General features: G+C 58.8%; 12 protein-coding genes and 1 tRNA gene. 7 read left to right on the plus strand and 6 right to left on the minus strand.

All coding sequences use genetic code 11. The features are described 5' to 3' along the window. Position 1 precedes the first annotated feature (1 nt). The 4 genes from KDL09_RS22630 to KDL09_RS22645 all read left to right on the plus strand — a co-directional run bounded on the left by KDL09_RS22630 (position 2) and on the right by KDL09_RS22645 (position 5,416). Positions 2-1,513 (plus strand): ABC transporter permease subunit, encoded by a 1,512-nt coding sequence (locus KDL09_RS22630; RefSeq protein WP_294390290.1) that lies wholly within the window; start codon positions 2-4, stop codon positions 1,511-1,513. Between the two features lie 62 nt (positions 1,514-1,575). After that, the gene (locus KDL09_RS22635; protein WP_294390291.1) at positions 1,576-3,465 is read left to right on the plus strand and encodes an extracellular solute-binding protein; all 1,890 of its coding nucleotides are present in this window, start codon (positions 1,576-1,578) and stop codon (positions 3,463-3,465) included. Then, positions 3,462-4,451, plus strand: coding sequence for an ABC transporter ATP-binding protein (locus tag KDL09_RS22640; protein WP_294390294.1), 990 nt, complete (start codon positions 3,462-3,464; stop codon positions 4,449-4,451). The genes KDL09_RS22635 and KDL09_RS22640 overlap by 4 nt, the downstream gene beginning before the upstream one ends. Next, entirely contained in the window at positions 4,448-5,416 is a 969-nt protein-coding gene (locus tag KDL09_RS22645; RefSeq protein WP_294390296.1) for an ABC transporter ATP-binding protein, read from the plus strand. The genes KDL09_RS22640 and KDL09_RS22645 overlap by 4 nt, the downstream gene beginning before the upstream one ends. Positions 5,417-5,428: 12 nt before the next feature. Here the strand turns inward: KDL09_RS22645 and KDL09_RS22650 are convergent, their stop codons facing one another. Both KDL09_RS22650 and KDL09_RS22655 read right to left on the minus strand, forming a co-directional pair. After that, on the minus strand, positions 5,429-7,000 hold the full coding sequence (locus tag KDL09_RS22650; protein WP_294390298.1) for a sodium/solute symporter: 1,572 nt from the start codon (positions 6,998-7,000) through the stop codon (positions 5,429-5,431). Between the two features lie 56 nt (positions 7,001-7,056). Next, positions 7,057-7,365: a DUF485 domain-containing protein gene (locus KDL09_RS22655; RefSeq protein ID WP_294390300.1), complete on the minus strand. Its 309-nt coding sequence runs from the start codon at positions 7,363-7,365 to the stop codon at positions 7,057-7,059. 104 nt (positions 7,366-7,469) lie between these two features. Between KDL09_RS22655 and KDL09_RS22660 the strand changes: the two genes are divergently transcribed. Further along, positions 7,470-8,027: a hypothetical protein gene (locus KDL09_RS22660; protein ID WP_294390303.1), complete on the plus strand. Its 558-nt coding sequence runs from the start codon at positions 7,470-7,472 to the stop codon at positions 8,025-8,027. Here KDL09_RS22660 and KDL09_RS22665 read toward each other — a convergent pair whose 3' ends face one another. After that, positions 8,028-8,942 (minus strand): alkaline phosphatase family protein, encoded by a 915-nt coding sequence (locus KDL09_RS22665; protein WP_294390305.1) that lies wholly within the window; start codon positions 8,940-8,942, stop codon positions 8,028-8,030. Between the two features lie 89 nt (positions 8,943-9,031). Here KDL09_RS22665 and KDL09_RS22670 point away from each other — a divergent pair, with 89 nt between their 5' ends. Further along, entirely contained in the window at positions 9,032-10,834 is a 1,803-nt protein-coding gene (locus KDL09_RS22670; protein ID WP_294390308.1) for an SLC13 family permease, read from the plus strand. Between the two features lie 192 nt (positions 10,835-11,026). Here the strand turns inward: KDL09_RS22670 and rnc are convergent, their stop codons facing one another. Both rnc and KDL09_RS22680 read right to left on the minus strand, forming a co-directional pair. Further along, positions 11,027-11,770, minus strand: a complete 744-nt coding sequence (rnc, locus tag KDL09_RS22675; RefSeq protein WP_294390311.1) for a ribonuclease III — start codon at positions 11,768-11,770, stop codon at positions 11,027-11,029. Positions 11,771-11,815: 45 nt separating this feature from the next. Then, positions 11,816-11,890 (minus strand) — tRNA-His (locus tag KDL09_RS22680). A 167-nt stretch (positions 11,891-12,057) separates the two neighbouring features. On the opposite strand from KDL09_RS22680, the gene KDL09_RS22685 reads away from it, so the two are divergent. After that, a complete protein-coding gene (locus KDL09_RS22685) occupies positions 12,058-12,267 on the plus strand; it encodes a hypothetical protein (RefSeq protein WP_294390314.1) in 210 nt (69 codons plus the stop codon). An 18-nt stretch (positions 12,268-12,285) separates the two neighbouring features. Here KDL09_RS22685 and KDL09_RS22690 read toward each other — a convergent pair. Then, on the minus strand, positions 12,286-12,473 hold a 188-nt coding region (locus tag KDL09_RS22690; protein WP_294390317.1), incomplete at its 5' end, for a hypothetical protein.

Here is a 12,473-nt window from a genome sequence, read left to right on the forward strand (position 1 = left end):
CATGTCTCCTCGCACCACCGGCATCACTCTTCTCGCGTATGCGGCGCTAGGCGCGTTGTTTCGCTGGCTGTCGTTGTCAGTGCCGGTTTTCAAAGTGCCGTTTCTCGGCGGCGCGTGGTTGGGGTGGATTCTGCTCGGCATCTGCGTCTTGACGGGCGGCTGGCTGCTCTGGCGCGGGCAGCGTCAGTGGCATTGGAGTCCGCTGACCTTGAAACAGTTCCGCCGCTTCCGTGACATCCGGCGCGGTTACGTTTCCTTTCTGATCCTGCTCGCGCTGGTGGGAGTGGCATCGCTCGATACGCTGATTGTCGGCAAACGCGCGCTGATGGTTCGCTACGAAGGCAAACTCTACTTCCCGTTTGTCACCGATGTCCTGCCAGCGACGACGTTCGGCCTCAAGGACGAATCCGAAACCGACTACCGCGAACTACAGCGTCAGTTCCGCGAATCCAAATCTGCCAACTGGGTACTGCTACCTCTCGTTCCTTACGATGCCAAGCTCGACACGCCAGAGATCATCGAGGAAGTGGTCATACGTGACGGTCTGGCGTACCGGGCGAGCGAATCGAAGCCCTTCGACGGCCGCGCCTACACGCTGTTTCGTGACAATCCGCAGCAGAAACGGCAGGAGTGGGTGTACCGCCACGGTTTGAGACAAGGCGAGATGCGCGGCTGGGACGCGAACAACGAGCAGGTGGAGAAGGCCACATTCGAGAAAGGCCGTCGCATCTCTTACACCGACTACACCGACGGCAAAGCGGCAGCCCTGGAGTCGCAGGCCGCTGACACCATGCTTACGGTTGTGTATCCTCCCTCTCCGCCGTCGCTGACACATCGGCATTTTCTCGGCACGACTTCCATCGGCGGCGATGTGCTGGCGATCCTGTTTGGCGGCTGGCAGCAGGCGATCATCGCGGCGATTTTGTTTGTAACCTTTGTGTTCGTTGTCGGCGTCGCCGCAGGCGGACTGCTGGGATACTTCGGCGGAACGACGGACATCATCGGCATGCGTTTGATCGAAATCTGGTCCGTGCTGCCCTTTTTGTTCATCGTGATGATCGTCAGCTCGATCGTGAGCCCGAATCTTTTCCTGCTGGTAGTGATCATCGCTCTGTTCAGCTGGATGGGCACGACGATCTACATCCGCACGGCGGCGCTGAAGGAAAAAGCGCGCGACTATGTTGCCTCCGCCCGGCTTCTCGGTGCCAGCACCGGCCGCATCATCTTCAAACACATCCTGCCCAACAGCATCGCCATCCTGGTGACACTCGCACCGTTCGAAGTGTCGGCGATCATCACCTCGCTTGCCGCGCTGGATTACCTCGGTTTCGGCCTGCCGCCGGAAGAACCGAGTTGGGGCCGCCTGCTGCATGAAGGCACGGAAGATTTCAATTATCCCTGGATCGTCAGCAGCGCGTTCTTCGCCATGACCATGGTTCTCGTGCTCGTCACGTTCGTCGGTGAAGCGGTGCGCGAGGCCTTTGATCCGAAAAAGTTCACGACCTACAAATGATCCAGGAACGACCAGCAAAGAGCAAAGATCGGCGCGTTTCGATTCGATTCGCACTGATGGCCGTGGCGGTCGGCTCTCTGCTCTCTTCGTGCTCCAAAAGCGAAGACACTCGTTTCCCGCCGTATGACAACACCGAGGAAGTTAAGGCCTACTGGAAGTCGAAGCCGGATTTCTTCCAATGGAAAACCGCCGCAGATCTTCCCGCAGATCTGAAGTGGGAGAATGCGGCCGACGTTCCTGAATTTGGCGACCCGCGCGCCAAGAAAGGCGGCACTTTCCACGACTGGCATCCGACATTCCCACCCACCTTCCGCAAGGTCGGTCCGGATGCGAACAACACCTTCCGCGGCGAGCATCACGACAACATCGAGATCAGCCTGATCACGCGTCATCCCGACGAGGATGTGTGGATTCCCGGCCTGGCGAAGGAGTGGGCCGTTTCTGAAGATCGCAAGACGGTCTATTTCCGGCTGCAGGACACGCTGACCTACTCTGACGGTCATCCCGTCGAGGTTGAAGACTTCTTCATGACCTTCTTCGTCATGACCAGTCCGAACATCAAGGATCCTTGGTACAATGACTGGTACAAAAAGGAGTACGCGGCGATCACCAAGTACGACGACAAGACATTCTCGATCACAATCCCGGAGCCCAAGCCCGATCCGATCTGGTATGCGATGATTCCTCCAAGCCCGCAGTACTTTTACCGCGAGTTCGGACCGGACTTTCCCGCACGTTACCAATGGCGCATCTGCCCTGTGACTGGCGCGTATGTGATCGATCCAGATCTGATGAAGCGTGGCCGTTCCATCACGATGCGTCGGGTGAAGGACTGGTGGGCGCGCGACCTGAAGCACTACCGCTACATCTTCAACTGTGACTTCCTCGAGTACAAGATCATCGCCAGCCCGGACAAGGCTTTCGAGATGTTCCGCCAGGGGCAGTTCGACTACTACCTCGCCGGCCTGCCGCGCTACTGGTATGACAAGACGGAGATTCCCGAGATCTACCACGGCTATATTGAGCGGCACGTCTTCTACAACGAGTATCCGCAGGTCACCTGGGGCATCCGCATCAACGAGAGCAAACCGTTCCTCGACAACCTCGACATTCGCCTCGGCATCAACTACGCGATGAACTTTCAGAAGGTCATCGATGTGGACTTCCGCGGTGACAAAACGCGCATGAACAGCACCGTCTCCGGCTACGGCAAGTTCACCAACCCCGATCTCCGGGCGCGCCCGTTTGATCCGGTGAAGGCCCGTGAACATTTCGCGAAGGCGGGTTTTACTAAAGCCGGACCTGACGGCATTCTCATGAACGCCGAAGGCAAACGGCTTTCCTTCACGCTCACCACTTTCAACTCGGGCACCATCACACCGATCATGCTGCGCCTGAAGGAGGAAGCCAAAAAGGCCGGGCTGGAGATGAACATTGAGGGACTCGATGCCACGCAGATGTATAAAAAGCTCGACCAGAAGAACCACGAGATGGGTTTCGCCGGTTTCGGCGCCCAGCCTCCCTACCCGCGCTTCTGGGACGACTACCACAGCGACAACGCCTTCAAGATCGGCAAGGACGGCAAACGCGAAGTCGTCACCGATACGAACAACATCACCCAGACTGCCGATCCTGCGCTTGATCCGCTCATCGACCAGCATCGCAAAGCCAAGACCGAGGAAGAGGTGCGCGAGCTTTCGTGGAAGCTTGCCAAGCTGATCGAAGACCGCGCCTGCGTTATTCCAGCATGGGAGTCTCCTTTCTACCGCTACCTCACCTGGCGCTGGGTGCAGTGGCCGAAAAACGGCAATGCACGCAAAAGCCGCGAGCCGATCGACGCGCACATGTTTTGGATTGATGAAGACATCAAACGCGAGACGAAGGAAGCCATGCGCACCGGCCGCGACTTCGGTGAAACCCTCCGCATCTTCGATGCTTACAAAGCGAAATGAGCAGCAGCACCTCCAGCATTCTTGAGGTCCGCGACCTCGTCACCGCGTTCGACACGGACGCGGGCCGCATGACCGCGGTGGACGGTGTCAGCTTTGATGTCCCGCGCGGGAAGACGCTCGGCATTGTCGGGGAGTCCGGCTGTGGCAAGAGCGTCACCGCCTTTTCCATCACACGCCTGCTTCCTCAGCCGCATGGCAAGATTCTCGGCGGCAGCATCCGATTTGAAGGACGCGATCTCGTGTCCGCCCCGCTCGAAGACATGCAGAAGGTACGCGGCAACGACATCAGCATGATTTTCCAGGAGCCGATGACCGCGCTGAATCCGGTGCAGACCGTCGGCCGCCAGCTTGCCGAGGCCATTCTTCTTCACACACAATGCGACAAAGCAGAGGTGCTGGCACGCAGCATCGACATGATGAAGAAGGTGCGCATTCCTGCACCCGAGCAGCGTCTCAATGAATACCCGCACCAGCTCAGCGGCGGCATGCGTCAGCGCGTGATGATCGCCATGGCGCTGATCAACAAGCCGAAGCTTCTCATCGCCGACGAGCCCACCACCGCGCTTGATGTCACCGTGCAGGCGCAGATTCTCGATCTCATCGCAGATCTGCAGAAGGAGATGGGCATGAGCGTCATCCTCATCACGCATGATCTCGGCGTCATCGCCGAAGTGTGTGACGAAGTCGCTGTCATGTATGCGGGGCGCATCGTTGAGCAGGCCGGCGTCTTCGATCTCTTTGCCAATCCGCGTCATGCCTACACGAAGGGTCTGCTCGACAGCATTCCGCGCCTCGACAGCACACCCAAGACGCTTCTCAAGGCGATCCCCGGCAACGTGCCCGGCATTGCCGACTTCAAGCCCGGCTGCCGCTTCGCGGAACGCTCCGGCCGTGAGCATACCCACGCGCATCTCACCACCCGCCCACCGATCACTGAGATCGCGCCAAACCATTTCGTCGAGCACTGCCCCATCTGCGTCGCATGAGCCTCCTGACCGTCAAAAACCTCCAGCAGCATTTCCCCGTCCGTGGTGGTGTGATGCGCCGTGCCGTGGCCTCGTGCAAGGCGGTGGACGGCGTGAGTTTCTCGCTCGGTGAAGGCGAGACGCTCGGTCTCGTCGGCGAATCGGGCTGCGGCAAAACCACGCTCGGCAAATCGATCGTGCGCCTGCTCAAGCCGACCGGTGGTTCGATTGATTTCGAAGGTCATGACATCACCCAGGCCTCGATGGGATCCATCCGTCCGCTGCGCCGGTACATGCAGATGATTTTCCAGGATCCTGCCGAGTCGCTGAACCCTCGCCACACGGTGCGCGACATTTTGGAGGAGCCCTTCATCGTGCAAAAGCTCGGCACGAAAGACGAACGCCGGAAGTGGGTGCTCGATCTCCTTGACAAAGTCGGCCTCAGCTCCGCTTCCGCCGATCGCTTTCCCTTCGAGTTCAGCGGCGGCCAGCGTCAGCGCATCGGCATCGCACGCGCGATCGCCTTGAAGCCGAAGCTCATCGTGTGCGACGAGCCTGTATCGGCCCTCGATGTCTCGGTGCAGAGCCAAGTTCTCAACCTGCTGCTCGATCTCCAGCGTGACATGGGCCTGAGCTACCTCTTCATCGCCCACGGCCTCAGCGTGGTTAAACACATGAGCGACCGTGTAGCCGTGATGTACCTCGGCAAGATCGTCGAAATGGCACCCGCCGAGGAACTCTACCACAACCCGCGCCACGCCTACACCAAAGCGCTGCTGGACGCCATTCCAGTGCCCGATCCTGCCAAGCGACGCCAACGTCAGCTTCTCCAAGGTGACGTCCCATCTCCTATCAATCCTCCCGCCGGCTGCGCCTTCGGCCATCGAATGAAGCATCCGAAGTGGGAGGAGAGCACGAAGATGGACCTGAGCCTCAAGGAGGTATCACCGGGGCATTTCGTGCAGCCTTGCCCGTGCTGCACGTAAAGATGTCGATCATCAATGCGCCGTCGCCTTCTCGGCACCGAGGCCGGTGTGGGCGCGAACTTTGAGTTCGATGAACTTGGCTTCGGCCTCCGGATCGCGGGCGGTGAGAATGGTGCCGAGCCAGGCGGCAAGGAAACCGATCGGAATGCTGACGATGCCAGGATTGCTGAGCGGGAAGGGGGCTTCTTTACCGTAAATGCCACTGGGGCTGAGCAGGATCAGCACGATGGAGGCGACGAGACCCACGGCGAGCCCAGCGACGGCGCCCGCAGTATTGAAGCGTTTCCAGAAGACGCTGAGCACGATCACCGGCAGGTTGGCCGACGCGGCGACGGAGAACGCAAGGCCGACGAGGAAGGCGGCGTTCACGCTGGGCCCAAGATAAATGGCCAGTGCGATACTGGCACCCCCCACGCAGAACGCGGTGATGCGGGCGACGCGAATTTCCTCGCCTGGCCGGTGTTCTTTGTCGTGGTGAATGACGTTCGTGAAAAAGTCATGGGCGAAGCTGGCGCTGGCGCTCATGGTGAGACCGGCAACAACAGCGAGGATGGTGGCAAAGGCGACCGCGCTGATGAAGGCGAAGAACAACTCTCCGCCAAGCACCTGGGCGAGGATCGGCGCGACCATGTTGGTGTCTGGTTTGCCCGCCGCAGTGGTGATGAGTGCTTTCTTGAGAATGGTGGCCGCACCGAAACCGAAGAAGGTGGTCATGATGTAGAACAGACCGATGATGGCCATGGCCCACACCACGCTGGAGCGGGCCGTTTTCGCATCCGGCACGGTGTAAAAGCGCACGAGGATGTGCGGCAGACCTGCGGTGCCGAGCACAAGACCGATGCACAATGAAACGAGATCCAACGGTCCCCATGGTCCTGCGACCGCGACACCGTACTTCAATCCAGGTTCCATGAGATTTTTCGGATCGGCACTGCCGCCGTAGTCAGCATGAGAAACAGCATTGAAGAACTTGGTGAAGCTGAAGTCGTGGAACTGGAGGACGAGATAGCTCAGGAGGATTGCGCCGGCCATGAGCAGCAAAGCCTTGATGATCTGCACCCAGGTGGTGGCCAGCATGCCGCCGAACACGACATAGACGAGCATCAGCACGCCGACCCCGATCACCGCCGGGGCAAATTCAATGCCAATGAGCTGCTTGATGATGGCGCCCGCGCCCACCATCTGCGCAATCATATAAAACGTGGAGACAACGAGCGTGCTGAGCGAGGCAAGTGCACGCACCGGACGCGGCTTCATGCGATAGGCGAGCAAATCCGCCATGGTGTATTTGCCAGCATTGCGCAGAGGCTCGGCGACAATCAGCAGCACGGTGATGTAGGCGACGAGGAAGCCCACGGAATACATGAAGCCGTCGTAACCGGAGAAACAGATCATTCCGGAGATGCCGAGGAACGAGGCGGCACTCATATAGTCACCTGCAACCGCCAGGCCGTTCTGCCAGCCGGTGATGCTGCGGCCGGCAGCGAAGTAAGCACTGGCGCCTGTGTTGCGCTTCGCCGCCCAGAAGGTGATAAGCAGCGTGAGGCCGACAAAGGCGAGGAACATGATCAATGGGACGGACATGGCGAGAGTGACGAAGTTAAAGTGAGAAAACGGGTGAAGGGTCAGATCGGGAAAGCTCAGTCGTGACCGTGAATGATTTCAGCGGCGGCTTTGTCCCACTTGGCGGCGACGCGCACGTAGAGCCAGGCCATGACCCAGGCCATGATGAACTGCGAGAAGGCGAAGACGTACGCCACATTGACCTCACCCCAGAGCTTTGTCTTCATCACTTCAGGGAAGTAGCCCACCAGCACCGGAAGCGCGAGGTAGTAAATCATGAAGAACAGGAAGGCGGGAACGATGAACGCCTTTTTGCGCGCCAGCAGCGCACGAAATTCCGGCTTCTCTTCGAGGGCCGCCCAGTTCACAGGTGATTTTTCGCTCATAAGGAGCGCGAGGTTAGGGACAGAGATTCCCTTTGGCAAGGAAAGTTCGCCCCGAGTTGCCGTGGGCGTGTTGACACTTGGAATGCTTCCCGGCAACATCGGTCATGACTCCACGCCAGAAATGTGCGCACTGCGGAAAAATTGCCGACTTTCGTGATGACTTTTGCACGCTGTGCTGGAGCCACCGTATCAAGGGCAAAGTGCTGACCGACGAACAGATCGCCAGCTGCCAGAGCCAGTTTGCCGCAGCAAATGAACAGAAGCGCTGGCAAGCTGAATTCGGCACGTGGCAGACGCGCCTCCTGATGCCCGCCATCCTTATGACGCTCTGGTGCGTGTACTGGGCGTTTGTGACGCTGCCCTTCTACCTCAAGTTTGATCTAGGCTTGCTGGAACTTTTGGCCTCCGTGTTCTGCATCGTGAGTTTTGCCGGCGGCGGATTCCTAGTCGGAGGCTCGAAGATGCTCAAATCTGCCTGTGTTCTGTTGATTCTCGGCAGCGTGGTGTCCGCGATCCACATCGGAGACTACTTCCTCGACGTTGCAAATGGAGCGAGCGAGGCCGGCAAAGGCATGCTTTGGAGCTCTGTGCGCTTGGTCTTGTGTGGCACCATTCTGGTGTCGGCCGTCCAGATTCTCCGCATCAATCGACCTGCCGCCTGATCACTCAAACGCACTCGTCACCGGCTTGCCGTCGAATTCCGCAGGCACAGGCAAGTCCAGCAGCCACAGTGCTGTGGCGGCAGTGTCGTAGGTGGTGACCTTGTCCGTGATGGTGAAATTCTTTTTCACACCTTTGCCCCAAGCGACCCAGGGAATGATCATGTCGTCAGGAGTATTGAGGCCATGTGTCTTGTCGTGGCCGCCGTGGTCGGCGCTGATGATCATGACGCTGGAATCCGCGATGCCCGCATCTTTGATGGCCTGCCACACCTGCCAGAGCGCCTGATCGGTCACTTTCAATGCTTCCTTCTGCTCAGGAGAACCCCAGCCACTTTTGTGACCGGCGGTGTCTGGATCGGCGAAATGAATGAAGCACAGGCGCGGCTTGTTCTCTTTGATCCAAGGCGCAGCCTGTTTAGCCACCATCTGCGAAGGCTTCTTGTCCTTCTCGATCTCCTGCGTACCCGCCACGGGCGCGGGATCCTGCGGTCCGCCGAAGTCGAAGACATCCAGCGTGTTTTTGAGCCAGAGGTGACGGAACTTGATCTTGCCGACGAACATGCCGGTGACGGCCTTTGGATCAGCGGCCTTGAGCAACGAAAACACGGTCGGCACCTTCACGAAGCCTTTGATCGGCGTGTAGGCGTTCCACGAAATCTGATGTTTGTCCGGTCCGACTCCGGTGAGCATGGAGGTGTGCGAGGGCAGGGTGATCGACGGAAAAATCGTGCTTGCCTCCCAAGTCACCGCGCCTTCGGCGGCGATCTTCTTCAAGGTCGGCGTTTCGCTCTCCGCGATGACCGCCGGCTTGCCGCCGTCGATGCTGATGATGAACACATGTTCGGCACGAGGCGCCGCAAAGGCGGACAAACTGGAGACGAAAACGGCGAGAAGGACACGGGAAAAGATCTGCATGATGGCTGGACGCGAAATAACGCAAACCGGACGGTCATGCTTCCAAAACATTGCGCCAAAAGATGTTTGAAGTTGGTGCGGCTTGTTCCTTGAGCACGTCATTTCCCTGCGCCACAGGTGCGGCCAAAATGGAAGCTTGGATCGTCATCGGACTGCTTGTCGCTGTCGTCATTGCCTACGCCACTGAGAAGATCTCCGTGGACATGGTGGCGCTGTCGATGCTTTGCGTGCTGGTGCTGACCGGAATCCTCACCGTGGACCGGGCTTTCGCCGGCTTTGGCGACCGGGTGATCATCATGCTGGCGGCGATCTTTGTGATCGGCGCCGCCTTGCGCGATTCTGGGGTGCTGGACGCTCTGTGCAGTTTCCTGGCACGACGGCTGGGCGGTCAGCCCGCGATGCTTTCCGCCGTACTAATGGCCGCCGTAGGCGTCATCTCAGCCTTCATGAACAACACCACGGTGACCGCCGTGTTTGTGGGTCCGGTCATCGGCCTTGCCCGCCGTTTGAACATGGCGCCGTCGCGTCTGCTCATGCCGTTGGCCTTCGCCTCGATCTTGGGAGGTACCTGCACCCTGATCGGCACGTCAACCAATGTGGCGGTAAGCGGCGTCATCAAACGCATGGGCATGACGCCGTTGCACATGTTTGAGTTCACTCACATCGGCATTCTGATCCTCATCTCAGGGATTCTTTACCTGACGTTTGCCAGTGCGCGTTTTCTCTCGGGTCGCGGGCGGGGCGCAGACAAGAGCAAGGACGGCATTCGCGAATACCTCGCGGAGGTGGTTGTGTTGACAGAGTCTCCCCTCATCGATCAAAAGATCTTTGATTCTGATTTCTCCGCCATGGAGTTCCAGGTGCTGCAAATCCGTCGCAATGATCAGAAGCTCACCCCTTCACGGCACCTCAGCTTCGAAGAGGGCGATATCGTGCTGATCGCGGGCAGGGTGGAGAACCTCATCAAAGTGAAGAAGATCGAGGGTCTCGATATTGTGGAAGACGCGACGCTGCGCAATTCGGGCATTGATACCAGTGCGGCGCAGGTGGCCGAAGTCGTGCTGACTCAACGTTCGAGCCTAGTTGGCCGGTCCTTGAGGGAAAGTCACTTCCGCCAACGGTCAGGCTTTTCTGTGCTCGCTCTCATGCGCGGTGACCGTTCGCTCATGCACCACATGGCGGATGAAAAACTGCAGGCTGGGGACTTGCTTTTGCTTCAAGGACCACAGGAGCGGTTCCGCGATTTCGAGGAAAGCGGTGAGATGGTCGTGATCACCCAGCATGTGTTCAACGCCGAGACCCAGAAGCGCGGTTTCCTTTTGCTTGGGGCCTTTGCCTTAGCTGTGCTGGCAAGCAGTCTCGGCTGGCTGCCTGACACCATCGCATTTGTGCTCGTGGCCATGCTCGCTGTTTTCATGCGCTGCATCAGTCTCGAGAATGCCTACGAGAACATCGACTGGCGGCTGCTCATTCTCATTGGCGGCATGCTGGCGTTTGGTGAAGCCATGAAGAGTTCCGGAGCGGCGGTGCTTGTGGCAGATGCGATTACCTCGACTATGCAACCCATGGGCGTCTTTGCCGTGTTCGCCGGTTTCTGCCTACTTACGGTCATCCTGACGCAACCGATGTCGAACGCAGCGGCTGCGCTCGTGGTCCTGCCCGTGGCCATGCAGTCGGCTGTTTCGATGGGAGCCAACGCGCGTTCCTTTGCCATTGGCATCATGTTGAGCGCCTCCGTTTCCGTGCTCACGCCTTTCGAGCCGAGCTGCATCCTCGTCTATGGCCCCGGCAAATATCGCTTCAGTGATTTCCTCAAAGTCGGCAGTGGCCTGACGCTCATCGCGCTGATCATCATCCTGACGATGGTGCCGTTGTTCTGGCCGCTAAAGTGAGGGAGTCCAAGAACAGTTGTTCCCAGCTCTTATGATTGGGATGAAGCTGGTTGCCTGAATACTCTTATCCGTAAGGAGTGCGAACAAGTTCAACAACTGTGTTCCGCCCTGCAAACAAGCGGGTTCCACGGCCGCACGTTGTGTGAAGGGTTCTGGCAGAAAATGTGAGTGAGCAGGAACAACTCGGATTGTTCACGCTTGCTCGCATGCCGGGGTCGTTTGTTGGCCAAGCTTTTCACGAGTTGTTCGCAGAAGTTCTCGCAGAGCCGTATTCGTGAGGGCTGTCTGAGCGGCCTGTACTTCTGCCTCTTTTTTGCTGCGGCCACTGCCTTGTCCGAGTCGCGTACCTTGCCAGGAAACAGCGGCGACGAAATTTTTTGCATGGTCAGGACCCTCGGAGTCGATGATCTCATAGAGCGGCGGTTCTGTCCCCACGGACTGAATGAGTTCTTGAAGCTGTCCCTTGGGATTGATGTCGAGGGGGCCGCGATTCAGGGCTTCGAGATCCTCGGCAAACAGGAGTGAAGAGAATTGCCGGGCTGCATCACTCCCTGCATCGAGATAAATGGCTCCGGCCACAGCTTCCAATGCATCGGCAAGCGTGGATTCGCGGTCACGACCACCGTTGGCTTCCTCGCCACGTCCCATGCGCAGATGAACCCCAAGGCCGATGCGACGAGCAATGCGGGCGAGGGCCTTGGTAGAAACAAGTTGGGAGCGGGCCTGGGTCAGAACACCCTCGTCGGCCTGCGGGAGCTTTTGGAAAAGCAAATGTGACAGGGTGAGCTGCAGGACGGCGTCACCGAGGAATTCGAGACGCTGGTTGTCGGCCTGGGCACGCTGTGACTCGTAGCCAACGCTGCCGTGTGTGAGGGCGAGCTGGAGCAGGGCGGGATCCTGAAAGGTGTGGCCGATGACTTGCTCCAGCGTTTGCATGAGTGCGTGTTGTAGCCGGAACTCCGGCCGCACTCTAGAGGAAAGTGGGGTGACCGACGGGATTCGAACCCGCAACAACCAGAATCACAATCTGGGGCTCTACCTTTGAACTACGGTCACCATCTCGTGAGAGAGGGGCGGATAGTAGCCGGTCCGAAGGGTTGCGCCAGCGAAAATTGGGGGTCGGAGCCGGGGGCCGCCCGGGTCCAATGTGACCAAAAAGTCAGTGAGTGAATCGTCACTGCGAAGGTTTTGAGGCGCACGCGGTCGCATTCCAGTCTTCCTCCATGGAAACGATCATTCGGATGTTCACCACCGTTTTGGACGTTGTTTTCGCCGTGGGAAAGTTCTTCTCAGGGGTCGCGAGCTCATTGAGCGGCCTTTGGACCGTGGAGGCGATGTTTGTTTGCATGATGCTCCTCGCGGCCGTGGCGGGGGTGGCGGCCAACAAACTCTGGAAACGGCCACGCAGACCCCGTGAACTGCCGTGGGAGTAAAGTCACGGGTTTGAATCGTCAACTTTTCCTGCGAAACCAGACCCATGGCAGGGCAAAGGCAGCGGTGATCAGCACGGTGAGCACACCAATCATCGCGGTCATCCCGAGGGTGATTAGACTGCGGTTGCTGCCTGTAGCCAGGGCGCCGAAGGCCAGACCGGTGCTGAGACCGCAGTAGGCGAGAGAGCGGCCCAGTGAGGCGGCGC

Source organism: Prosthecobacter sp., from assembly GCF_020439865.1.
GTDB lineage: Bacteria > Verrucomicrobiota > Verrucomicrobiia > Verrucomicrobiales > Verrucomicrobiaceae > Prosthecobacter.